A 23,418-nucleotide genomic window follows, 5' to 3' on the forward strand; every position below is an offset into this window, starting at 1 on the left:
TGGCAAGACCGCCTTGCTACTGACCGACACTCTTGTCGACTGGTGCCGAGCACATCAATCACGGTTACGTTCGGCTGGTCTCGCGCGAGCAACTGAGAACGCCCCCTCAACGCTTTACGCGTACGTAGCAGGCGTTGATACCAGCGCTGCTTCGCCAACAGGAGCGATTAATCTGCCGTCTGCACCCCTGGATCGTGCCAGCCGAAAGGCGATCTTGCGGCCTTTCGCTAGTACTGGGAGTGCAGCTATGAGCAGGTCTCGACCAGCTTCCTGATGCTTCGCTCGAAGGTTGGGATCTTCAGGATCAGAGAACCTCGGCTGGTCTCGATCTGAACGAGAACACGCCAGGTCTCGTCAGCCTTTTGGGCTCCGACAATCCCGACCTGGAGGGCCTTTGAAAGCAGCTGAATCTGCTCAACCGGATTGCCTTGTCGGCCCTTGTCAGGCTGCGCTTGTGCGGGTTGCCCGAGAAGAAACAGAATTGAAAACCGATTATTGAATTGATCGCTGACAAGCGCCGCAGCTTGGGGATCATCGCCATTGAAGCGCCGCTTGCCAATCAAGACGTGTTCAGGGGGATTGTAGTTCGGGAACGATATCGTTGGCTTCCCATCCTGGTCCACGACGAGGGCAGTGAAGCTGATTATGCCGCGTTCCGCGCACCTGGCCTCGATCTCGGCAACTGCCCCTTCGTCATTCTTCTGAACCGATGAAGCCTTGTAGTCAGGTTTATCGGTCATAGGATCAATCTTCTGATCCAAAGACCATCGCGTGCCGCTCTCCCGCGAGTATTGGTCGCCGAGACGCTGCACTTCACGCCGCTTCTCACCGTTTGCCATCACTGTATCGACATCGGATGAGACCCGATCGAAAGTATCCTTCGTCTTCGAGTAGGTGCGTAACTGGTCTTCGTTCAAGGGGAACTTCATGAGCTTCAGGGATTGCTGCTGTGAGGCAAGATCGGCCAATGCTTGACCGGTCTTGTTGTCCAGCAGATCTCGGCCACGCGCGGACACGCGGGAGTTCAGACGTTCGATGTCGTTGGTCAGACTGTCGACACCTTCTTGCTGCGAAACGGCAGTTCGCAACTCGGAAAGGGCAGTATTCGCCCTTGTTATCGCGCCTTGGAACTCGACCTGCTTTTCCACGTCGTCTGGGCGATAGGTACTTAGGTCGCTGGCGACCTTGTCGAGCTCAGCGGCCTTTTGAGTTTCGGTAGGCACAAGGCGCGAGTTTGGCAGGTTGGCAATTCTCCGCTTGACCACCGGAATGTCATTGAGGACCGAATTGCGGGCCTCCGAAAGGTCCTTCGCCCATTGGAATGCTTTAGTGATCTTGGCGACATTGGGGCGAACCTGATCCAGTCGAGCTGTAACCTGGTTCAAATCCAAGGAGACGTCTGCTTTCGTTCGGTCGCGTCGCTCCGCCAACGAATCCAGGTCGCCTTTCAATTGGCGCACTGCATCGATCGTTGCTTGATCCGCGACGACAACGAGCGGTCCCGATAGTTGGTTCAACCAATCGGAGACTAACTGTGTCACGGACTTGATTTTTGAGGTTTGATTATCCAGTAGCTGCCTCCGTTGATTTCCGACCTCGAACTTGTTGAGAAGGGCAGCGCGCATGCTTAGAGCGGTCTCATAGTCTTCGTTGCGAACGGATTGCTTGTAAGCGCCGAAGTCCGTGGCCAACTCATCCCGCCCTTGATACCGGTCAGTGTTCTCCAGGAGTTCGTTGTAGGTCTTTTCGTCCTGAGCAAGCGTGTTCTGGATGTCGGATTGGAGTGCTCTTCCAGCAGACTTCCACAGGTCGAGCGGACGTTGGACCCCGCCGTTGGCGTTACCGCGCAATGTGATCCAATATCGCTGGATATACATCCTGTCGTAGCCGCAATTCCCTGACATCGGGATCTGAGCCCGGACAAGCGCTCCTCCTAGATCCCGATACGATTCTCGAACCCCCGACGAAACTCTCTGCTCGCGAAGCCAACGAGAGACTTCCGGGCTTTGCTTGAGGTAGGTATCGACGGTAGTGGCTCTTTCGTTTAGCTGCTGGCGGCATTCAGCTACGAGAGGGCATGTTTGGTTTTGGCTGCTCGATCCGAGCTGTGTTTCGGCAGCCTGAAGCTGCTCGCACACGGATGGGGTGTTCAGCATGCTAGAGAACGGCGCCTTTACCGGAGCTTCCACTGGGCGAGGCTCGTTCCTTGGCGGACTCTCAGCCACTTGGTTGGCTGGAGCCGGCAGGTCAGCGGCAAAAAAACGAAGAGTGCCCGTTCCGCTTCGATCCCAGCTCGCTGCCCATACATATCCTGGGCCGCCCGCTACTCGATAGATTGGCAGGTTCAGCTCGGCTGAGCGGCGGAAGTTACCAAGATGGTCCACAAGTATTCCCGAGCGGACATCCTTTCCAGCTCCCAGTTGGGCAACGCCTTGAGCGTCTAACGGCAGAAGCTTTACGTCGCCCCATAGGGCAATGAGACCGGTCAGGCCTGCCGAGTTGGCTGGGATATCTACTGTCCTCGCGGGTCCTGCGCCGAACCTTTTTGTCAGCCGACCTACATCATCATTAGCTTCGGTTCCGGAAAACCAAGCGGGCTCCAAAAAGCGGTTAACATAAGCGACGGTGCCATCCGAAGCATGGAGTATCGAATAGCTCGAGGTGAATGCACCACGAGCGCCTCGCTCGTTTTTCTTCCGTTGGCACCAGGTGAAGCCAACAAACTGGCTGCTGGGGCCGCATGAGTATTCGGTATACGTGGCGGTCCCAAACGCCACGCGAGCGCCAAGTGTTAGCCCGTCGACAGAGTAAATCGATGCGTTGGCACCGGATGGCGATCCAGAGCCCCTATTGGAGGCGTTTGAAGACTGGCCCACTGACGTACGACAGGCGGTGCGAGCATAGGAAACCCGTGGGTCGGACGGGTTCACGCCTTCCTGTATGGCTTGATTGACCGAAAAGCCCCGTTCGCGGAGGATTTGGTCGGTGCACGACAGCTCATTGGGCGGGAGTTGCTGCCAGGCTTGCTGCGTTGCCACGGTCACACCCGAACGAACGAAGTTACCGAACATCTCCATAAGTTCGCGCTGTTGAGCCACTGCACCGTGTGATGCACCAGCCGACAGCGCCAAAGCAGCGAGCAATGCGAGTTTCCTGCGCCCCATGTGTTTCTCCCCCAAGCCAAAGGAGTTTCAGCAGGTTGCAGGCGATCGATCAAGCGCGCAATTGGATCAGTGGCCGAATGGTTTATAGTGGGCCAACCAGCGGACTTGCCGGGAGGCCTATGTGCCAGAGCGGAGACCGGTGGCTACGGAGTTTGAGCCCAAACGTCCGCCGTGTCACTCTAGGAGCAAAATCCTTACAACAACATTGTTCGGACTGTTACGCGGTCTTGGCAGCAGCGCTTGGGCGGACCGACAAGCCGGCGATGGTGGCGGTTGACGCAGCGCTCGAAGCGGCGCTGCCCACGGATTGAACCTTTTCTCGCGCGCGCATGGCCGTCGATGGAGCTCTCAGTGTCGGCTTCGCGTCAAAAGCTGACTTGGACCGGATGTCTGCTTTTGACGCGCGAAGCGGTCAGTGGAGGCCCATGTTAAATTTGGGCATCTCCTCCTCGTTGGACCTGCTCAAACTTCCCATGATGGATTGGGACGAGAATTTAGCGTTTCCAATGCCCTAAGGGGCTGTGCACGATGTGTGCAGCGAGAGATCAAATAGAATTCAGCGACATCCAGCGTGTGCAGGCGGAATTGAACGTGTTGCAGTCGAAGGCTAAACTATGCGTGGTATAGGAAGCCTGACGCTATTCTGTGGAGAGCTTTGTTTTTCCGACGACTTCGAGAAATGCGCGGATGATCCGGCTGGTTTCACGTTTTTGTAGGATTACAACATGTGCGTAAGTGAAGATTTCCGCATCACCGATTGGAATGAGACGGAGCGAAGGATCCGGAACGAACTCGGGTTCTGATACATAGCTTATTCCCAGCCCTCGAATGACGGCTTCGCGAATCGCCTCGCGGCTCCCAATTTCCATAACGATGCGCGGTCTAATCTTAGCTTTGGCGAGCGCCTGCTCGAACGCGCGTCGCGTCGTGGAACCGGTCTCACGAATGATCAGCGGCTCACCCTCGAGTGCGGCGATTTTTATGTTCTTCCGCTTCGCGAGAGGATGGTCTGTGCGCACAAATACTCCAACTGGATGGCGTCGATACGGGACGGTTAGAAGACGATCATCCTCGTCGATGTGCGCGAGCACTGCGATGTCGCTTTTGTAGTCTAAGAGATCGGCGAGCACGTCGTGCGAATTGCCGAGCTTCACGGCAAGCTCGATTCCCGGATAGGCGCGATTGAAGGCCGCAAGCATCTCGGTCACGTGATACGGGCCGACCGCACCGATCGAGAGCCGACCGGTCTTGAGCTCGCGCGATTGCTCAAGGAATGCAACGGCCTCTTCTTCCTCGGCAAACAGGCGTGACGTAATGGCCAGGAGTTGTCGTCCCGTATCGGTCAATTCGCGCCGACGCCCTTTCTTGATGAAGAGGTCGACACCGTATTCCTCCTCTAGGGCGCCGACCTGCGCTGTCAGTGTTGGCTGCGTGATGTTGACGGCATCCGACGCGGCGTTGAAGCCGCCTGCCGTTGCGACCGCATGGAAGGAACGAAGTTGAGTATATCGCATAGAATAATTCTATCTATTTCTCCGAAAAAATCAATTTGTCGATGTATCGGCTTTCATCGATGGTCCACTCAAGACGAGCGCTCGGGAGAAGCGCAGGTGGCAGCGCTGCAGGCGCGATCAAGGGTGGAAGTCATGCGGTGGAACTACTGGAATCCCGTCAAGCTTCGCTTCGGCGCTGGAACGTTCGATGAAGTCGCCGGCTTGATCGGCAAGCGACGCTATGCCCTCGTTACCTATAATCAGCCCATTTTCAACGACTTGGCCGCGCGCCTCACGAAGGTCGCGGGCGAGCCGGTCGCCGTCATCGACAATATCGAGACCAACCCGGACTGCGCCGATCTGTTGAAGTCCTGCCGCGTCTTCGGTGCCGCTACGCAAGCGCCGGAAGTCATCGTTGCCCTCGGGGGCGGCTCGATGATGGATGCCGCCAAGGTGCTGGCCGCAAGCAAAGGCGACTTCGAGAATGTCCGCCGTCATCTTACGGACAAGGTGCCACTCGACACCTCGGCGATCGTGCCGATCATCGCGGTGCCGACTACCTCCGGAACTGGCAGCGAAGTCACCCATTGGGCGACCGTGTGGGATTCGGCGAACGGCAGCAAGTATTCGCTCGCGCATCCGTTGCTATACCCGGAAGCTGCCGTGCTGGATCCGCAACTCATCCTCGGGGCGCCGCGCGGGCTAACTCTGGCGACCGGTCTCGACTCGTTGTCGCATGCACTCGAGAGCATCTGGAACGTCAACGCCAACCCGGTTTCCGCCAGCTTCGCGGTCGAGGCCGCGCGCGAGATCATCGAAACGCTGCCGCGTCTGCTCGACAATCTCGGCGATCTCGATCTGCGCACCCGCCAGGCGCGCGGCAGTCTGCTCGCCGGCTTCGCGTTCTCGCAGACCAAGACGGCGTTGGCGCACAACATCTCATATGACATCACACTTAAGACCGGGCTGATCCACGGCATCGCCTGTTCGTTCTCGCTCCCGCTCGTGATGGGGTGGGCAATAGGCAACAGCGCTGACTGCGACGCCGCGCTGCGCCGCATCTTTGGCCCGGACCTCAACGAAGGTATCCGCAAGCTGCGGTCCTTCCTCGAGGGGATCGGCGTCAAGACCGATCCAGCCGCCTACGGGGTTTCGCCTGCCGAGTGGACACGCTTGGTCGAGAAGGCCCTGGAGGGCGAGCGTGGTAGAAATTTCATCGGAAGACCGACCGTGAAGGCGGCTTAGTGAAGCAGACATAAAGGCGAAGCAATCCAAACTACCGGCAAAGGTCGCAAAGACCACGGAATAGAAGGAGGAAAACATGAACATCACGCGTCGGAGAATGTTGCTCGGGTCCACGGTTGTCGCGGGTGCAATGATCGCCATGCCGCACGTGGTTCGCGCGCACAATGTCATCCGCGTCGGGCTGATCCCGTCGGAGGACTCGCGGGCGATGCTGGCGTCCAGCCAACAACTGCTCGACGCGCTGGAGAAGAACCTCGGCATGAAGGTTCAAGGCTTTGTCGCCGCAGACTACAACGGCGTCATTGAAGCGATGCGCTCGAACCACGTCGAGGTCGCTTACCTCGGACCGTTCTCCTACGTGCTCGGCACGAGCGTCGCCGACATCGAAGCATTCGCGACAGCGGAAACCTCGAAGTCCGGCCGCACCTTCTATCACAGCCAGATCATCACGCGGAAAGACAGCGGTATCAAGGACATCAGCGATCTGAAGGGCAAGACTTTCGCGTTCGTCGATCCGTCATCGACCTCCGGTCATCTTTTCCCCAAGGCCGGCTTGATCAAGCTCGGCATCGACCCGGATAAATTTTTCGGCCGCGTTCTTTTCACCGGCTCGCATGATGCCAACGCGCTGGCGGTCGCCAACAAGCGCGTCGACGCGGCCACCATCGCCGACCGCATCCTCGATGCTGCCGTGCAGAAGAATCTCGTCAAGCGCGAGGATATCCACGTGGTGTGGAGTTCCGATCCGATCCCGGAGTCGCCGACCGTTTGGCGCAAGAACCTTTCGCCAGAGCTCAAGGCAAAGATCAAGAACGCGTTCTTGAACATTAAAGACATCACCTGGGCCGATCAGGGCAAGCTCAACCGTTTTGTCGAAACCAACGATGCGGCCTACGACGTGATCCGGGATACCGCCAAGGCGCTTAATCTCGATCTCAAGAAGATGAAATGAGTCCGCTGCACTGCTGCGCCCTACCAACCCTCCGGCATAGGACGACCCAGATGATCAAGATCGAAGGTTTGAAGAAATCTTACGGCGGGAAGCCGGTGCTCCAGGGCATCGATCTCGAGGTGAAATCCGGCGAGTTCCTCGTCGTCCTCGGCCCCAGCGGCGCAGGAAAATCGACGATGCTCCGTTGCATCAACGGTTTGACGCAACCCGACGCGGGTCGCATCGTAATCGACGGCACCGTCTTCGATTCGACGCGCGCCAACCGGCATCAGCGGCCGGTCGCGATGATCTTCCAGCACCACAACCTGGTGAAGCGCCTTACCGTGCTCAAGAACATTCTGGTCGGCCGTATGGCCGGGATGTCGTCGGTCCTCTCTGCACTGCAAATCTTCCCGAAGAAGGATGTCGAGATCGCGATGGAATGCCTCCAGCGCGTCGAGTTGACGCACAAGGCGATGTCGCGCGGCGACCAACTGTCGGGCGGCGAGCAGCAGCGCATCGGCATTGCCCGCGCACTGGCGCAGCGGCCGGCGGTTATCTTGTGCGATGAGCCGGTGGCGAGCCTCGACCCGAAAACCTCTCGCGTCGTCCTCGGATATCTCAAGACGATCTGCAAGGAAGAAGGGATCGCGGTCATCTGCAACCTCCACCAGGTCGACTACGCCGTGGAGTTTGGCGAGCGCATCGTCGGTCTCTCGGACGGCAAGGTGGTTTTCGACGATACGCCGGATCACCTGACCGTCGATGTCGTACATCAGATCTATCCGGGCCTTGAAGACCCGGGCGTCGCCCGCGTCCTGCGGCCAGGCGCCGGCCCGCGCCTCGTGTCGTCGATCCCTCCCGTCGCCCTCGCGGCATCAGCCTGAGCAGGAGACTGATACATGTCCAGCTACCAACTCGTCCTTCGTCCGCCTCAGGGCCGCTTCGGCTGGTGGGGCACCGGCACTCTCGGTCTGGTGATCCTGGCATTCCTTTACTGGGCCGCGGTCGGATCGCAGATCAACGCGACCAATCTGTGGAATGGCATTCCTTACATGTGGGACTTCCTGGTTCGCATGACGCCGCCAAATCTGGGGTTCATTGAGAAGCTCTGGCGGCCCGCGCTGGAAAGTTTGCAGGTCGCTATCTGGGGAACGTTGCTCGGCGTCGCAATCTCACTTCCGATCAGCTTCTTCGCGGCGCGCAACCTCTCACCGCATCCGGCGATCTACCACGCCACCCGCCAGGTGCTGAACTGCATGCGCGGTATCAACGAGATCATCCTGGCGCTCATCTTCGTAGCCGCCATCGGCCTCGGCCCGTTCGCCGGGGTGCTCGCCCTCGCAATTCACGGCGCCGGCATGCTCGGCAAATTCTTCGCCGAGGCGATGGAGGACATCGACGAAGGTCCGCTCGAAGCGTTCCGTTCGGCTGGCGTCGGGCCTTTCAAGACCTTCTTCTTCGGCGTGCTACCGCAGGTTCTTCCGACCTGGCTTGGCACCATCTTCTATCGCCTCGAGACCAACGTTCGCCAATCCACCGTGCTCGGCATGGTCGGCGCCGGCGGCATCGGTTTCGAACTCGTCTCATCGATGAAGCTGTTCCAGTATCAGGACACGGCGACCTGCATTCTCGTGATCCTCGCGATGGTGCTGGTCACCGATCTGCTTTCCTCCCGCGTCCGCTCGATGATCCGCTGACGCGACCTGGCCGGCGGTCAACACTGCCGGTCACTCATATCGAACTCGGCGTTGCCGAGAAAAGGCACCCCTTAGAGCGCCAGCGTGCGGCGCATTTCTGGAAAGGAAGAGCCATGCTCACAGGTACCCCTGCTTTGGTGACCGCTAATGGCCGCACCTACCGCCTGCCGAATGCGTCGACCGTCGTCATTTGCCTCGACGGCTCGGAGCCCGGCTACATCGAGGCCGCGATAGAGAAGGGTTTTTGCCCGAATCTCGATCGGATCATGAAGACCGGGTCAAATACGACGGCCTTGTCGGTCATTCCGAGCTTTACGAACCCGAATAACCTCTCGATCATCACCGGCCGGCCGCCGGCCGTTCATGGCATCGCCGGCAACTTCTTCTACGACCGCGAGGCCAAACAAGAGGTGATGATGAACGATGCGCGCTTCCTGCGCGCGCCGACGATCCTGGCCGAGTTTCAGAAAGCCGGCCGCAAGGTTGCGATGGTGACGGCGAAGGACAAGCTCCGCACGCTCCTTGGCAAGGGCCTCGACTTTAGCGCCGGCACCGCGATCGCTTTCTCGTCGGAAAAAGCCGACAAGGCGACGATGGCCGAAAACGGCATCGCGGGGGTGCTCGAATTCGTCGGCATGAAGCTGCCGGAGGTCTATTCGGCGGATCTGTCGGAATTCGTGTTCGCAGCCGGTGTGAAGCTGTTGAAGACGTTCCGGCCGGACGTGATGTACCTCTCCACCACCGATTACGTGCAGCACAAGGCCGCGCCGGGTTCGAAAGTAGCCGACAGTTTCTACAAGATGTTCGACCGCTACGTCGGCGAACTCGATGCGCTGGGCTGCGTGCTGGTGGTGACCGCCGATCACGGCATGAACGACAAGCACCTGCCGGATGGTCAGCCGGACGTGATCTATCTTCAGGAACTCCTGGACCAAAAGTTCGGCGTGGGAGAAACCCGCGTCATCCTGCCGATCACCGATCCGTACGTGGCACATCACGGCGCGCTCGGCTCCTTCGCGACCGTTTATGTCGATACCGACAAGCGGCAAGCCGTGATCGAATTCATCAAGACCGTATCCGGCGTTGAAGTGGCGATTCCCGCGGAAGAGGCCTGCGAGCGGTTCGAACTCCCGGCGGATCGCATCGGTGACGTTGTCGTGCTTTCCTCCAGACACAAGGTGTTGGGCACCGCCGCTGCCAAGCACGATCTCTCGGGCCTCACCGAGCCACTGCGTTCGCACGGCGGCCTCACCGAGCAGACCGTACCAATGATCGCGAACCGCAAGATCGAGGTTCCGCCGGGGCATATCCTGCGCAATTTCGACGTTTTCGACGTCGCGCTTAATCTCGTAGATTGAGGATCCAGCCCATGAACGTACCTTTCAGTTATGCGGCAAAGCGAGAGGCCATGCGCATTGCCGGCAAACACATCACGACCGATGACGTGATAGAGGTCCGTAATCCCTACGACGGATCGTTGGTCGGTACCGTGCCGGCAGCGCGCCCCGAACACGTACGCGACGCTTTTGCCAGGGCGAAGGCGTTCAAGTCCAAATTGTCACGTTTCGAGCGTCAGCAAATCCTGCAGAAGACCGCTGAATTGCTGCGGGGGCGGCGCGCATCCTTCGCACGTATCATCTCCGCAGAGTCCGGCCTCTGCTGGAAGGACGCGATTTACGAGTCGACGCGCGCGTACGACGTTTGGTCGTTCGCCGCGCAACTCGCCGTCAAGGATGATGGCGAGTCCTATGCCTGCGACATTTCGCCGAACGGCAAGGCGCGCCGCATCCATACGCTTCGCACACCGTTGCTCGGCGTTATCTCGGCGATCACACCATTCAACCATCCGCTGAACATGGTGAGTCACAAACTCGCGCCTGCGATCGCAACAAACAACCGTGTCGTGCTCAAGCCGACTGAGCTGACCCCGCTGACCGCACTTGCGCTCGCGGACGTGCTCTACGAAGCGGGATTGCCACCCGAAATGCTCTCTGTGGTCACGGGCAATCCGTCCACGATGGGCGATGCGATGATCACGGATCCGGACGCAGACCTGGTCACCTTCACCGGCTCCGTGCGCGTCGGCAAGCACATCGCCCATACCGCAGGTTACAAACGTATTGTGCTCGAGCTCGGCGGCAATGATCCACTGATCGTCATGGAAGACGCTGACCTCGACAAGGCGGCCGAGCTCGCCGTGCAGGGCGCGACGAAGAATTCGGGCCAGCGCTGCACGGCGGTGAAGCGCATTCTCGTCGTGGAGAAGGTCGCCGATGAATTCTCGAGATACGTGCTCGAAAAGGCCAAGAAGCTGAAATGCGGCGACCCTGCCGATGCAGAAACTGACGTCGGCACGGTCATCAACGAACGATCCGCAGTGCTGTTCGAAAATCGGGTCAATGACGCGGTGACGAAGGGCGCCGAGCTGCTTCACGGCAATGATCGCCAGGGTGCGCTCTATTCCCCGACTGTCGTCGATCGCGTGCCGTACGATTGCGAACTCGTGCACGAGGAGACGTTCGGCCCGGTGATTCCGATAATCCGCTGCTCAAACGACATTGCAGAGGTGATCCGCATTTCCAATTCAACCGCCTATGGGCTCTCTTCCGGCGTTTGCACCAATCGCCTCGATTACATTACGCGCTTTGTTAATGAGCTTGAGGTCGGCACGGTGAACGTTTGGGAGGTGCCGGGCTATCGCACCGAGATGTCGCCGTTTGGCGGCATCAAAGACTCCGGGCAGGGCTATAAGGAAGGGGTTGTGGAAGCCATGAAGGGTTTCACTAACGTGCGGACGTACTCGCTGCCTTGGCAAGGCTGAGTTGTGAGGTGCGGCCGAGCCAAGTTGCATCCCCGAGACGACCCGCGGGTTTGCGAGGGCGGCTGCTTCTCTCCATATCTTCAACGCGTACCGCAGCCCCATCGGTTCGGGCGTCCTCGGGCAACATCTTCGAGCTGGGGTCTCCTCTGGAGATCCATTGCGCGACGGCGTCGTACACTGGACGCGACTGGGTCATGATGTTCTGGCAACCGATGATGGCAGGGTAATGCGCCCTTCGAGGTGGTCGGGGACGTGCGACGAACGGTTGTAGAATGGCGTGCAGATTGGCATCGCGGTCAATCAAAATGCGGGAGTTCGGCGCCTGGAACCACGTCGTACCTAAACCCTGGCCTGGCTGTCGATGGTCGCGTATGCATCGCACATCATCTGCGGTTGGCGCGATCTGATTATCGGAATCGTGTGCCGATAGGCATTTCGTCAATCGTCCCGTTCATCTTTGAGCGACGGTTCACAAGGGCGATAAAGCCAGAGCTTCAATCCACAGCATGACGAATCACCCGCACAAGCGCAAACCCCAAGGGCAGGCCCGGCCGAACGTGCTGTTCGAGGCGACTGGCGATGGGCCGGCGTCTCGCCAAGACGGTGCTGGTCAGGCCTGTCGGCCATATCTCTCGGTTACCGCCGCCGCGACGAACTTTCTGCGTCCGGCGCTGTCTGGGCTTGTACCATGAGCGGCGCACCAGTCTGTGAATGTGGCGGGGTCGATGTAAACACGCAGCACGACGTGTCCATAGGCCTTGAGCCCTTGCTCCATTTCCTCGGCCATCTTCAGCCATTCTTTCCAGCTTGGTGGCATCTTGTTGCCATCGTCAAAAAGTTGCAGCAACGCTTGATAATCTTCCTCCTTGACCCAATAGGCCCCGACTGCGGGAGGCGGATCATCCTCGGAATTCGTCATACGTGTTCTCCCTGCAGATGCTGCCTGCCACTAACACGATCGAGGCGGGTCGCCCGCCTCGAACTGCCGCAAATCATTGTTTTGATCATTTCGGCGCCGACGCCTCGCATTCTTCCGTACTGAACGCAACGTCCCGGGACTATCTTCTCGCAGCTGACTGACCAACCGCCAGTCGTGCGAGACGCCGGCGACGCGCCCGCCGAGCGGTCGACTGACGGTGTGTCAACGTTAACCATGCGGGAGCGTGATTTCGCACGGGATGCACGCTTAATGAGCGCTTAACGCTTTTGCGCAACAGATAATCCCTCAGCAGTAAAATCAAGAAGTTGCGGCAAGAGTGCAATGGGAATTCCGCCCTCGAGGAGGGGAATTGCATGGGATTGCTTTTCATTGGCGTACTAGCTGGACTCCTTATCGGCTATGGCCTTGGCCCGTCGCAGGCAAGCCTCCGGGAGTGCGCGCCACAAGGCTGCCTCGAAGGACCCCCGACCGGTCCGCCGATGGCGCAGAAGTCAGCGGCGCCCAGGCCATATCCCGCAACAGCTGGAGCGAAGTCCGCTGCGGTCAAGTCCAGGAAACCATTATCGGCCGCGTCCCGCGGACGGGCTCACGTCGTCAAAACCGCGCACGCGCCGTCGACGACCCCCGCCTCGCCAACCTATCGATCCGCCGAACGCCCGGATCCCGTCCTGGCCAAGGCAAAGATCTCGGTCGCAGCAAAGATGGATGATCCGGCGTCCGCCGAGTTCGGCGACATGAAGCGGGCCGTCAGATTGAATATGTGGGGGCGTCCGGTGGACACTATCTGCGGTCACGTCAGAGGGAAGAATGCGTCCGGTTCAGATACCGGAGACAGGCCGTTTCTATATCTCGTGAAGGAGGATGATGCATACGTCGTCGCTGGCAAGGCAGATTCAGCGGCGGCGATCGCGTATCGTAACATCTGCAACTAAGGCATGATCCGGGATTGCGGATACCGGTTCTATCATGCTCAGAAGCCCAGAATGCGCGCGATGCGATGAAATCGCATCGTGCCCGGCTGTGAAATTGCGTGGAAAGAATTTCCTCCTGCAACTGCGGCGTCGTGGATATCCCTGAGACCTTTGAGCACCGATTGCTCAATCTGGCATCTCTCATGGACATGGCGCCAGGCAATTATGATCGGTGGAAATTTGGAATCAGTGGGGTGGCCCAACAGCTTTTTGAATTCGGGGTTATTATGGACCAAGTCGTCAACCACGCTGAACGGCTCAATGGATCGCCGCAAATACCGGCCCTGGTGATCATCGAGCCTCTCACGTTAACGCGTACCTGCATCTTGAGCATTCTCCGGCGGGAATTGCCGGGGTTGGAAATCGTCGAAATGGCGACCACGGACGGTCTGGACTTGGTGTCGGGACGAGATGTTTGCCTGGTGGCGCTGAGTACCGGGGACAAGTCCATCGCCGACCCATCCGTCGAGGACGATCTTGCTCTCCTCGTGGACTACTGCCCCAATGCCTCCATCGCGCTCTTGTCGAACCGTGACGACGAGGCCACGGCCTTGGCAGCAATGCACAGGGGAGTACGCGGCTTCTTCCCGACCTCGATCCCGGTCGAGGTCGCGGTTGCCGGCCTGCGTCTTGTTCTCGCCGGCGGGGTCTACAGACCACTTCCGATCATCGCGCAAAATGGGACGACAGCGCCGGAATTGCTCTCTGCTGCCGAGTTGCCGTCGGGATACCTGGCCGCTGACGTTGCGAAAGACGCGCCGGAAAAACACCTGATCGATTTCACGCCTCGCGAGCAACACGTGCTTGCGGAACTGGAGCTCGGTCTTCCGAACAAGCTGATTGCGGCTAAACTCAACCTTTCGGAAAACACCGTTAAAATGCATATTCATCATATCATGCGCAAGTGTGCCGCTCGCAACCGCACTGAGGCGGTGCTCCGCTGGAGCGGCCGGCTGTCGGGTCATGAACGCGATACCAGCACAGGCGCATCTTGAGGCAGCTCGTAGCGGCTCAATCCTCCTTGAACGCGCCGTTGAAGCTGTCGAGCAAGGGCCTCAGGGCGTAGAGCGCCACGGTGCTGCGCCCGGTTGTGATGAACACCTGTGCCGGCATTCCGGGGATGATCCGGATGTCGTGCTCGGCGATCCGCGCATCCTGCACGCGGATTTTGGTTGCGTAGTAGGGCTGCTCGGTACGCTTGTCGACGAGGCGGTCGGCGGATACGTGCGTCACTGTTCCACTGAGACGCGGCGCGCGGCGCTGGTTGTAGGGCAGCAGTTGCACGTCGGCATTCAATCCTGGATGAACCACATCGATGTCCTCGGGCTTGATGCGCGCGGTCACGATGAGGCGATCCTGCCGGGGCACCATATCCATAAGCGGCGCACCGGCCCCGATCACGCCGCCGGGGGTGTGAATCCGCAGGTCGGTTACCACGCCGTCCTCGGGAGCCTTGACCTCGGTTCGCGACAGCTGGTCCACGGCCGCCCGCAATCGCTCGCGTAGCTGAAATATCTGGTTTTGTGCCTCGCGCAGCGACTGCGCGATTTCGTTTTGCCGGTCGTTCTCGAGCTTGAGCAGCGTCGCCTGCGATTCGCTGATGACCTGCTCGGCGCGCGAAATATGCGCGGCGATCTCGCCCCGCCGCCCCTGTATTTCAGCCACTTCCCGTTCGAGGTTAAGAAGGCGCGGCCGCCGTTCGAGCCCCTTGCTGACGAGGGTGGCCACCATGTCCAGTTCCTCGCGGGCGATGGCGGCCCGCTGCGCGACGGCGGTTTCCTGCGCCTTGAGGCCCAGGATTTCCTTGTCGACCTGGAGGCTTTTCTCCCGGACGACGGCGAGCTGAGACCGGAAGACCTGCCGGCGCGTTTCAAAGATGTTTCGCTGCGCGGTGAGGACATCTGCGGCCGATGAATTCTCTTTCCCCGCAGTCGCCATGCTGGCGGGAAACGACACATGCTCTTGCCCTTGCATCTCGGCCTGGAGCCTTGCTTCACGTGCCGTCGCGTCCCACAATTGGCCCTGAAGGCTCTGCGCCTCGGCGCGGGCCCTTGTGTCGTCCAGCCAGATCAGCACCTGCCCGGCGCGCACCGCGTCGCCGTCGGCAACCAGGATTTCCCTGACGATGCCGCCCTCAAGGTGCTGAATCGTCTTCCGGCTCGATTCCGTTTCCACGACGCCGGAAGCGATCGCGGCACTCTCGAGTGGCGCAAAGCCCGACCAGATCCCGAGGCCCAGCACAAAGCAGACGACCAGCAGATTGCCTGCCCAGGTGAAGCCACGGAGTGCGGCGCGAGGTGAGGCCGGCGTCGGGGCCGTCCACCATGCAAACTCCAGAGGCTCGATATCGTCGATCGCGGTAATCACGACCTTGGTTCGCCGCTCCGGGACGAGGGAAGACGAATGCGGCGGCTTGTCTGGAACGTCGGTCACGGGACAACTCGCTGAGGTGACACGTTGGCGGCTGCGGGCGTACTCTCGGGCAACGTGACCTGTGATGCGACTTGCGGTCGGCTCAAATACCTCTCGAAAATCTCCTCGCTTTCGCCACATGCCATGACGGCGCCGCCCTGCATGATGGCAATTCTATTCGTGGCCGCGAGAATACCCATTCGATGGGTGATGATGATCACCGTGATGTTGGCTTTCTTCAGCTGCTCGATGGCATCGAACAGCACGCGCTCGCCCACGTAATCGAGGCTGGCGTTCGGCTCGTCGAGCACGACAAGGCGCGGGTCATCGAAGAAAGCCCGTGCAAGGCCGAGACGCTGGCGATACCCGCGCGAATAAGCACAGCCGCCGCCGGGAATGACGGTGTCATACCCCTGTGGCAGCCCCACGATGGTGTCATGGATTCCGGCGAGCTTCGCGGCTGCGATGACCTTCTGCGGATCGCCATCATCCAGCCCTGCGATGACATCCGTTATTGTCTCCCCAAACAGGTTGATATCCTGCGGCAGATATCCGAGGTGACGATCGTCCCCTCCCTCACGCAAGACCGAAACGTCGACGTTGTCGAGCAGGACGCGCCCCTGAGTTGGCGTCGAGATTCCGGCAATGACCTGGCCGAGCATTGATTTGCCGGAGCCGGACGGACCGATAATGCCAAGGCATTCACCAGGGGCGAGGCTGAACGAGACTTCTCTCAGCAGGAATCCGCCGGAGCCTGGCAATACCACGCCGACATTGTCGACGACGAGACGGCCCCGGTTCGACGCAATGCCCGCGCTCTCCGGCACAGCGGGGATGACGACGAGGATGTCCGTGAGCCGCCGGTAGGCGCTCAAGGCCGTCACGAAAGCTTTCCAGCCAGCGATGGCACCCTCGACGGGTGCTAGCGCGCGGCTGAACAGCAGTGTCGCGGCAAAGATAATGGCGGGGCTTCTGTTGTAGTCGAGCACCAGCCACGCGGCGGCTCCCATGATCAGGACCTGCGCCAATGCGCGTGCCGGCTTTGCGACAAGCATGATGATCTCGTGTCGCCGCTGGGCGTCCTCGTGCTCGCTTCGCGCATCCTGCGCAGCCTGGCAGATCAGGCGCGCGGCGCGGTCGCGCATCCCCATGGCATGGATCAATTGAACATTGTCGACAGCCGTCGCGAACCGGCTATGGCTTCTGGTCCAGGCAGTTCCGGACCTGGCTTGCGCATCCTCGGTGAGGACATCGCCGACAAGCGCGAGGCCGAACAGGAAGAGCACGCTGCAGGCTCCTATCACTCCCAGCAAAGGATGTACGAGAAAAAGCACACTTAGAAACAACGGTACCCAGAGCGCGTCGAACAGTATCGGGCATGCATTGGATTCGACGAACTGACGCAGAACAGTGAGATCCCGATACGCCTGCGATGCCTGCGCCGGGTTGCCGCGGTTGGCGCATTCGAGGCTGGCCGAGAGCACGGAGGGACGAAGGCGATCTTCGAGCCACGCCCCGAGCCGCCCCAACACGGCGCGGCGCAGCGCGTCTAGCACGCCACCAACCACAACGGTGAGCGCGACGATCAGGGTGAGCATCAGAAGCGTGTGGCCGCTCCGGCTCGACAAGACCCGATCATAGATCTGAAGCAGGTAGATGGACGGAGCGAAGAGCAGCAGATTATAGCTGCAACTGTATGCGAACACGATGCCAAGCGTGCCGGCGCAGGCCCAGAGCGCCGCCTGCAGCCTCGTCTGTGGCTGTGCTGCGAGGTTTAATCGGAGGGGCGGCATCAGCATTGTCGTCACCGCCAGAGCCCTGAGGATTCGACCGGGTCGTGGACCGGCGGCCGCTGCCGCCGGTCTTGCCAGTCGGACAAGCTGCCGATCAGAAGGTATCGAATTCGAAGTGGACGTCTCCACCCAGCGCGATGTTACCGTTTCCACCGTCGCCGCCGATACCAGCCACCACTTCCTGATGCATGTCCGCCTTCAGCGAGTTTGACTGCTGCGCCGTCGTGTTGGCGTATACCTTGGAGGTATTATGGCCGCTGTCGGAGTCCTGGTTTCCGTTCGACGTGGCCTTTCCTCCCTCGGCCTTCGCAAACCACGAAGCCTTTCCGTTTGCGCCCCCGGCATCCCATTCCGCCTTTTGATTGACGTGATCGCCGGTTTTCACGTCCACGCTGGCACCGCTCGCCTTGTTGTATGGATCGAAGCTGATGCTCGGTTGGTTGACGATTTTTCCCGAGAAGCTGCCGTCGCCGCCATTTCCGGCGTTGTTGCCCCCGGTGTTGATCGATTTGAATTCGATGGAGTCGGAAACGTTGATCAATCCCTTTGCCTTGGCCATCATATCAGCCTCCGTCCTGTGTTAATTTCACGCACCATCCGTCCGGATCAGGATAGCGGATGTGTCAACAAGTCTGATCCCCAGTTGCATGAGCCGGATAGATGGCAAATGGAGTGCCATCCTGTTCGGTAGGCGTTACACACGAAAGGATTACATGCCTTTTACATGCCTTGGCACCTCTCGATGGCGACGCAGCATGGCGAAGCTGCGAGCGCTCCTGGTCGATCAGCGGGACGCGAGCGGCTTCGGCCTCACCATCGGAGCGGCAGCGAATTCCCGCTCTATCCTATCAAATGAAGTTCAGACAGAAGATGCGCGGCGACATCACCACCCAGCGCAAGATTGCCGTGGCCGCCGTACCCGCCGATTCCTGCGATCTGGACCGCGCTCTGGTCGAGCATCACATTGTTGATCTGGTCGGCTTCGGCCGTCGAATTGGGGCCGGCGATCGCAATGTTGATCGGCGCATAAATCGCGATGCTGACATCGATCATGCTGCCCGTGAAATGGCCGCTGCCACCGTTGCCGGCAGCGTTGTCCCCGGTTGCGATGGCATTGGAGCCACCTCCGAAGCCGGAGAAGACGTTTCCGCCCGCTGCGGCATTGCCGTTGCCCCCATTTCCTCCGAGGCCAGCCATCTGAAAGGAGAATTGATCCAGCTGCACGTTGTTTGCCTGGAAGGCGTGCGCGCTGGAATTATACCCAGCCACCGCAATGTTGACCGGGTTGTAGATCGCGAAGGATGCGTGGACGAGGCCTCCATAAAAGTAACCGTCGCCGCCATTGCCCGCATGATTGCCGCCAGTATGTATCAGCCAGTCAGTCCCGCCGAAGCCCGATCCGGAAGTGTGTCCGAGTATCGATACGTTGCCGCCGCCTGCCGCATTTCCGCTACCGCCATTGCCACCGACACCAGCGATCTGGACGGCGGATTGATCGACCTCAACCGTATTGGACTGAGTAGCCACGGCCGTGCCTCCAGCGCCGGCGATGGCAATATTTACTGGATGGTAGATAACGACAGGAGCGTTCACGAGGCTCCCGAAGAAGTAGCCGTCGCCACCATTGCCGGCGCCATTGCCGCCGGTCGCAACCAGGTCGGCGCCAGAAGAAGAACTGCCGACGTTTCCTCCCGATGCGGCGTTGCCATTGCCGCCGTTTCCCCCGACGCCGGCGATCTGAACGGCTGATTGATCGATACTCACATTGTTGGTTTGTTCAGCGTGGGCGCTGGAGCCATATCCAATCGCGACCGCGATGTTGATCGGCTGATAAATGAGCAAGGAGGCATGAATGGTGCCTCCATAAAAATATCCATCTCCGCCGTTGCCGGCCTGATTGGCCCCGCTCTGGATCGTGGTGGAATCAAGCCAGCCATGGCCCGGGCCGGAACCAGAATTGAGGGCTGATACCTCTGCGCCAGTCGTCGCGCTGCCGCCTCCATCATTGCGGCCCGTCTGGCCGGCGTGTTGATCGGAGTGCACCGCATTGGACTGGGCATCGGCCTTGCTTTGAATACCCCCGTGTCCGGCGTCAAGCCAATTAGAACGCGCGACAGGCGGGTGCATCTCCGCACCGAAGAAGGAGCCATAGCCGCCGTCGCCAGCGCCATTGTAACGGGTGCCGATCGCGAAATTCAGTGAAGGATCCAGCCATGCCACGTCTCGAACGCCTTGGCCATCGTACCCGTCATGGTGAGGGGGCTGCTGATGATGCAGTCGGATTCCGTCGGACATCTGCCAAAAATTCATGGTCGCCTCCCTCGTCGCAATCGCACTGCACAACTCGACGGGACTCTCCCGACCCAAGGAAGGAATGTCACCCTGCGCCAGTCAAAAGCCGAGTCGTCAATTCGGATTGCAGCGCTTCGGATGATAGACGTCATAACGGCTATACCCGTTCGGACGGAGGGTCCGCTCCAATAGCGGCGCGCGTCATTGCTGATCGAAGCGCCATATCGGCCCGCAATTGCAGTGCAGCAGGCCATCCATTAGACGCCAGCTGCAAAGAAGCTTACGATCTTGGTCGGCGATCGGCGCAGCCCTTCGCTGGAAAACAACATGCGGGAGGGACCGATGGCTTCGATGATTATCCATCACAGAGTCCGCGACTACGCAGCATGGCGTCCGGGCTATGACGCCCACGAATCGAGCCGGACCGCGGCTGGAGTCACGAACTGCCGCGTCTACCGCAACACGGAAGACGCCAACGACCTTGTAATCGTTGCCAACGTGGCGGACCTGGCCAAGGCGCGCGCCTGGACGGCGAGTGATGATTTGAAGGCTGCGATGCAGAAGGCCGGCGTGGAGGGCGCGCCGACAATCCATTTGATCGGCTGATCCTTGATCGGCTGATACTCTCGATAAGGCGAGATCGGCGGGCGGTTAACCCTGTCGGCAAACATCCTGCACGCGGGTGAGGTTCCTGCGTGGACCGCCGCCAGATTGCCCCATTAGAGCGGAGAATTTGCACCGGCACTATCATGGCCGGAGAAGCATCATGTTGAGAATGGTGTTGTTGGGCCTCCTCATCCCATTGGGGATAGGAGCGCTTGCGGCGATGGAACTCAGAACTCCGCCGCGTACTGCAGTAGCGGTCGTTCAGCCCCCCGCCGAAACAACCGTCGACATTTCCGATTCACATGATGCGTTGGCGAAGGCCGATAAGCTTGAAGTTAACTATGCGAAAACCGAGACGCCAGCGCAGCCTGCTCTGGTCAACGAACGCGTTTCTCCCTCGCCGCCTCCGGAAGCCACCTTCATATGGCCTTCGGAGGCCCCAAGGATTAACCGCCACCGGCACGATCCCAAATCAAAGAAGGTCACTACCGCTGCCCTTCCCAAGCCGAAACCAAAGGCCACCGATATCAGGCGAACTGCCGATATCAGGCGCGCTACCAGTGCCGAGCGCTCAAAAGCCGCCAGCGAGCCGCTGCACTGTCGGCTAAGCGCGTTTGGTGGCTTGCGCAAGGCTTTGAATACAGCCGGCTGCGAACTCTAGTTCAGGGGGCCGCAATCTCCAGCCCCGGCCGCCTGCTTGTTGTCGCGCCGCAGGAATGGCTTGAGCGGCATCGCCCACGCAGGCACGGATGACGCGGTCTTTCGGCGCCAACCACCGCGCGTGTAGGTCTATTCGATCACTTGGTCGGCGCGAGCAACCAGTGTCGGCGGCACGGTGAGACCGAGCGCCTGCGCAGCCTTCAGGTTAATGACCAACTCGAGTTTGGTTGGCTGCTCAACGGGCAGGTCGGCAGGCTTGGTGCCCTTGAGTATCTTATCCACGTAGCTGGCGGCGCGCCGAAACAAACCATCCAGGCTCGGTCCGTAAGACATAAGGCCGCCGGCATCGACAAGCTCTCTGAATGTGTAGATGACCGGCAGCCGGTTCTCGGCAGCGAGGTCCACGAGGCGTCTTCGCTCACCAAGCAGCATGCCGCTTACGAGTACAGTCAGCGCGTCCGCCCGCGCGCCGGTGATTTCCGAAAAGGCTTTGTCGATATCGACGGGATCTCGCGCCTGCACGAATTGAAGCTGGATCCCGAGCGCCCGCGCGGCGGCTGCCGCGGCCTGCAGCATTTCCTTTTCCGTGCGTTCGCCGAAGGCGCCGGGCTGCCAGAGCACCGCGACGCGACTGACCCGCGGAACGGCCTGCGTGAGATATTCCAGACACTTGCCGACAAGGTCCGCGTTGAGGTTAGACAACCCCGTGACATTGCCGCCCGGTCGCGCAAGGCTGGTGACCAACCCGGTCGCAACCGGATCGGGAACCGTTGCGAAGACGATGGGAATAACCGCGGTCGCTTGCTTGGCTGCCTGAGCGGCCGCCGTGCTTGAAGCCACAATGACATCCACCTTGAGCGCGACCAGTTCGGCCGCAAGGGCCGGGAGCGGCTCGAGCTTTCCCTGGGCGTCCCGGTATTCGATCACGACGTTACGGCCTTCGACGTAACCCAGGTCACGCAGTCCCTGACGGAAAGCTTCGAGCAGACCCTGATTGATTAGATTGGTCGCAAGGTAACCTATTCTCGCAATCCTGGCCGGCCGCTGGGCGTCCGCAGCAAACGGCCAAGCCACACCCGAAGCTCCGACCAGCAGTGTCATGAAATCACGGCGCCGCATGTCGTTCCCCGATGCTGGAGACGGCATGTTAGCGGTTGAGACGAGTGCTTTGATAGGACGAAATCCGACTCCTTGCTGCAATATGATCTGAGCGTTGTGCGCGCGCGAACAAGAAAGTCAGCCGGCAATCCCCGCGGCGCCGGCGATCAGCTCGAAGGAGCGCAGCCGCTTGGCGTGATCGTAGACATCGGACACGATCATGAGTTCGTCGGCGCCGGTTTCCGCAACCAGCGCATCGATGCCGGCGCGAACCGTCTCGGGCGAGCCGATGATGGAACGCGCGAGCATGCCCATCGCCTGCCTCTTTTCCGCCGGCGACCAATAGCTCTCGATGTCATCGATCGGCGGCTGGCTGAGGCCGCGCGCGCCGCGGAAGATGTTGGTAAAAGACATCTGCTGCGTCGTCGCCAGCCGGCGCGCTTCGTCATCGCTGTCGGCCGCGATGATGTTGACCCCGACCATCGCGTAGGGACGGTCGAGCTGCTCGGACGGCTTGAAGCGGCTGCGGTAGATCTGCAGCGCCGGGATCAGGAGCTCGGGTGCAAAGTGCGAGGCGAAGGCATAGGGAAGCCCGAGTTCGCCCGCCAGCATCGCGCCAAAATTGCTCGATCCCAGAATCCATAGCGGCACTTCCGTTCCAGCCGCCGGCACCGCCTGGATGCGCTGATTGGGACCGGCCGGCGCCAGGAAGGCCTGCACCTCCAGAACGTCCTGCGGAAAATTTTCGGCGGCCTCAGGCGTGCGGCGCAAGGCGCGCAACGTGAGCTGGTCGGTGCCGGGGGCGCGGCCGAGCCCAAGGTCGATGCGGCCGGGAAACAGCCGCGCCAGCGTGCCGAACTGCTCGGCGATGACATAAGGCGCATGGTTGGGGAGCATGATGCCGCCCGCACCGACCCGGATGGTCTTGGTTCCCGCTGCGATATGACCGATCACGACCGAGGTCGCGGCGCTCGCGATGCCGGCCATGTTGTGATGCTCCGCCACCCAGATGCGGCGATAACCCCAGGCCTCGGCATGAACCGCGACATCGCGGGCGTTGTAGAGCGCGCCGCGCGCATCGGTCTCTTCGGTGACGCGGACGAGATCGAGGATGGACAGTGCAGTCATGAAAACTCCCGAACGAAACCACTTGAAATGACGCCGCCCGAGCTACAAGGCCGCATGCTTGCTAGTCCGAAACGGCAGGCTTCATCCGATTCTTGCTTCCCATATGGATACTGTCCCCGCGAGGGTCAATCTGCTGAAATCGAATGGCGACCAACCGACAGCGC

18 protein-coding genes are annotated in these 23,418 nt (G+C 60.1%); 9 read left to right on the forward strand and 9 right to left on the reverse strand.

The window, feature by feature from the left end; all coding sequences use genetic code 11:
• Positions 1–245: 245 nt before the first annotated feature.
• Together ABIE49_RS09700 and ABIE49_RS09705 are read right to left on the reverse strand one after the other, a co-directional pair.
• Positions 246–3,164, reverse strand: coding sequence for a hypothetical protein (locus tag ABIE49_RS09700; protein WP_192738780.1), 2,919 nt, complete (start codon positions 3,162–3,164; stop codon positions 246–248).
• Between the two features lie 638 nt (positions 3,165–3,802).
• Positions 3,803–4,678: a LysR substrate-binding domain-containing protein gene (locus tag ABIE49_RS09705; protein ID WP_192738781.1), complete on the reverse strand. Its 876-nt coding sequence runs from the start codon at positions 4,676–4,678 to the stop codon at positions 3,803–3,805.
• A gap of 96 nt (positions 4,679–4,774) precedes the next feature.
• Here ABIE49_RS09705 and psrA point away from each other — a divergent pair, with 96 nt between their 5' ends.
• The 6 genes from psrA (at position 4,775) to phnY (ending at position 11,354) form a co-directional block, all read left to right on the forward strand.
• The gene (psrA, locus tag ABIE49_RS09710) at positions 4,775–5,902 is read left to right on the forward strand and encodes an iron-containing alcohol dehydrogenase PsrA (protein WP_210337460.1); all 1,128 of its coding nucleotides are present in this window, start codon (positions 4,775–4,777) and stop codon (positions 5,900–5,902) included.
• 76 nt (positions 5,903–5,978) lie between these two features.
• On the forward strand, positions 5,979–6,854 hold the full coding sequence (phnD, locus tag ABIE49_RS09715; protein ID WP_210337461.1) for a phosphonate ABC transporter substrate-binding protein: 876 nt from the start codon (positions 5,979–5,981) through the stop codon (positions 6,852–6,854).
• A 50-nt stretch (positions 6,855–6,904) separates the two neighbouring features.
• On the forward strand, positions 6,905–7,720 hold the full coding sequence (phnC, locus tag ABIE49_RS09720) for a phosphonate ABC transporter ATP-binding protein (protein ID WP_192738782.1): 816 nt from the start codon (positions 6,905–6,907) through the stop codon (positions 7,718–7,720).
• A gap of 15 nt (positions 7,721–7,735) precedes the next feature.
• Positions 7,736–8,533 carry a phosphonate ABC transporter, permease protein PhnE gene (phnE, locus tag ABIE49_RS09725; protein ID WP_192738783.1) on the forward strand — a complete coding sequence of 266 codons (798 nt, stop codon included), beginning with the start codon at positions 7,736–7,738 and terminating at the stop codon, positions 8,531–8,533.
• A gap of 113 nt (positions 8,534–8,646) precedes the next feature.
• The gene (gene phnA, locus ABIE49_RS09730; protein WP_192738784.1) at positions 8,647–9,891 is read left to right on the forward strand and encodes a phosphonoacetate hydrolase; all 1,245 of its coding nucleotides are present in this window, start codon (positions 8,647–8,649) and stop codon (positions 9,889–9,891) included.
• A gap of 50 nt (positions 9,892–9,941) precedes the next feature.
• Positions 9,942–11,354, forward strand: coding sequence for a phosphonoacetaldehyde dehydrogenase (gene phnY / locus ABIE49_RS09735; RefSeq protein WP_502915875.1), 1,413 nt, complete (start codon positions 9,942–9,944; stop codon positions 11,352–11,354).
• Positions 11,355–11,964: 610 nt separating this feature from the next.
• On the opposite strand, the gene ABIE49_RS09740 is transcribed toward phnY, so the two are convergent.
• Positions 11,965–12,273 carry a hypothetical protein gene (locus tag ABIE49_RS09740; protein ID WP_192738786.1) on the reverse strand — a complete coding sequence of 103 codons (309 nt, stop codon included), beginning with the start codon at positions 12,271–12,273 and terminating at the stop codon, positions 11,965–11,967.
• A gap of 1,051 nt (positions 12,274–13,324) precedes the next feature.
• On the opposite strand from ABIE49_RS09740, the gene ABIE49_RS09745 reads away from it, so the two are divergent.
• Positions 13,325–14,260: a helix-turn-helix transcriptional regulator gene (locus tag ABIE49_RS09745; protein ID WP_354066716.1), complete on the forward strand. Its 936-nt coding sequence runs from the start codon at positions 13,325–13,327 to the stop codon at positions 14,258–14,260.
• Positions 14,261–14,276: 16 nt separating this feature from the next.
• Here the strand turns inward: ABIE49_RS09745 and ABIE49_RS09750 are convergent, their stop codons facing one another.
• The 4 genes from ABIE49_RS09750 to ABIE49_RS40035 all read right to left on the reverse strand — a co-directional run bounded on the left by ABIE49_RS09750 (position 14,277) and on the right by ABIE49_RS40035 (position 19,780).
• Entirely contained in the window at positions 14,277–15,698 is a 1,422-nt protein-coding gene (locus ABIE49_RS09750) for an HlyD family type I secretion periplasmic adaptor subunit (RefSeq protein WP_192738817.1), read from the reverse strand.
• The gene (locus tag ABIE49_RS09755) at positions 15,695–17,485 is read right to left on the reverse strand and encodes a type I secretion system permease/ATPase (RefSeq protein WP_502915876.1); all 1,791 of its coding nucleotides are present in this window, start codon (positions 17,483–17,485) and stop codon (positions 15,695–15,697) included. Before ABIE49_RS09755 ends, ABIE49_RS09750 begins: the two co-directional genes overlap by 4 nt.
• Before the next feature lie 79 nt (positions 17,486–17,564).
• Positions 17,565–18,032, reverse strand: coding sequence for a hypothetical protein (locus ABIE49_RS09760; protein WP_192738788.1), 468 nt, complete (start codon positions 18,030–18,032; stop codon positions 17,565–17,567).
• Between the two features lie 278 nt (positions 18,033–18,310).
• Positions 18,311–19,780 (reverse strand): hypothetical protein, encoded by a 1,470-nt coding sequence (locus tag ABIE49_RS40035; RefSeq protein ID WP_192738789.1) that lies wholly within the window; start codon positions 19,778–19,780, stop codon positions 18,311–18,313.
• A gap of 324 nt (positions 19,781–20,104) precedes the next feature.
• On the opposite strand from ABIE49_RS40035, the gene ABIE49_RS09770 reads away from it, so the two are divergent.
• A complete protein-coding gene (locus tag ABIE49_RS09770; protein ID WP_192738790.1) occupies positions 20,105–20,368 on the forward strand; it encodes an antibiotic biosynthesis monooxygenase in 264 nt (87 codons plus the stop codon).
• 160 nt (positions 20,369–20,528) lie between these two features.
• The gene (locus ABIE49_RS09775) at positions 20,529–21,029 is read left to right on the forward strand and encodes a hypothetical protein (protein WP_192738791.1); all 501 of its coding nucleotides are present in this window, start codon (positions 20,529–20,531) and stop codon (positions 21,027–21,029) included.
• Between the two features lie 128 nt (positions 21,030–21,157).
• Here ABIE49_RS09775 and ABIE49_RS09780 read toward each other — a convergent pair whose 3' ends face one another.
• A complete protein-coding gene (locus ABIE49_RS09780) occupies positions 21,158–22,147 on the reverse strand; it encodes an ABC transporter substrate-binding protein (protein WP_192738792.1) in 990 nt (329 codons plus the stop codon).
• A gap of 117 nt (positions 22,148–22,264) precedes the next feature.
• Positions 22,265–23,254 carry an LLM class flavin-dependent oxidoreductase gene (locus ABIE49_RS09785; protein WP_192738793.1) on the reverse strand — a complete coding sequence of 330 codons (990 nt, stop codon included), beginning with the start codon at positions 23,252–23,254 and terminating at the stop codon, positions 22,265–22,267.
• Between the last annotated feature and the right edge of the window lie 164 nt (positions 23,255–23,418).

Origin of the sequence: Bradyrhizobium sp. OAE829 (assembly GCF_040546575.1) — a bacterium.
Lineage (GTDB): Bacteria > Pseudomonadota > Alphaproteobacteria > Rhizobiales > Xanthobacteraceae > Bradyrhizobium.

Bases quoted from the DNA above. Each gene is read 5' to 3' on its own strand.
- ABIE49_RS09700 (WP_192738780.1), bottom strand. From the start codon at position 3,164: ATGGGGCGCAGGAAACTCGCATTGCTCGCTGCTTTGGCGCTGTCGGCT.
- ABIE49_RS09705 (WP_192738781.1), bottom strand. From the start codon at position 4,678: ATGCGATATACTCAACTTCGTTCCTTCCATGCGGTCGCAACGGCAGGC.
- phnD (WP_210337461.1), top strand. From the start codon at position 5,979: ATGAACATCACGCGTCGGAGAATGTTGCTCGGGTCCACGGTTGTCGCG.
- phnC (WP_192738782.1), top strand. From the start codon at position 6,905: ATGATCAAGATCGAAGGTTTGAAGAAATCTTACGGCGGGAAGCCGGTG.
- phnE (WP_192738783.1), top strand. From the start codon at position 7,736: ATGTCCAGCTACCAACTCGTCCTTCGTCCGCCTCAGGGCCGCTTCGGC.
- phnA (WP_192738784.1), top strand. From the start codon at position 8,647: ATGCTCACAGGTACCCCTGCTTTGGTGACCGCTAATGGCCGCACCTAC.
- phnY (WP_502915875.1), top strand. From the start codon at position 9,942: ATGCGCATTGCCGGCAAACACATCACGACCGATGACGTGATAGAGGTC.
- ABIE49_RS09740 (WP_192738786.1), bottom strand. From the start codon at position 12,273: ATGACGAATTCCGAGGATGATCCGCCTCCCGCAGTCGGGGCCTATTGG.
- ABIE49_RS09760 (WP_192738788.1), bottom strand. From the start codon at position 18,032: ATGATGGCCAAGGCAAAGGGATTGATCAACGTTTCCGACTCCATCGAA.
- ABIE49_RS40035 (WP_192738789.1), bottom strand. From the start codon at position 19,780: ATGAATTTTTGGCAGATGTCCGACGGAATCCGACTGCATCATCAGCAG.
- ABIE49_RS09770 (WP_192738790.1), top strand. From the start codon at position 20,105: ATGGCTTCGATGATTATCCATCACAGAGTCCGCGACTACGCAGCATGG.
- ABIE49_RS09775 (WP_192738791.1), top strand. From the start codon at position 20,529: ATGTTGAGAATGGTGTTGTTGGGCCTCCTCATCCCATTGGGGATAGGA.
- ABIE49_RS09780 (WP_192738792.1), bottom strand. From the start codon at position 22,147: ATGCGGCGCCGTGATTTCATGACACTGCTGGTCGGAGCTTCGGGTGTG.
- ABIE49_RS09785 (WP_192738793.1), bottom strand. From the start codon at position 23,254: ATGACTGCACTGTCCATCCTCGATCTCGTCCGCGTCACCGAAGAGACC.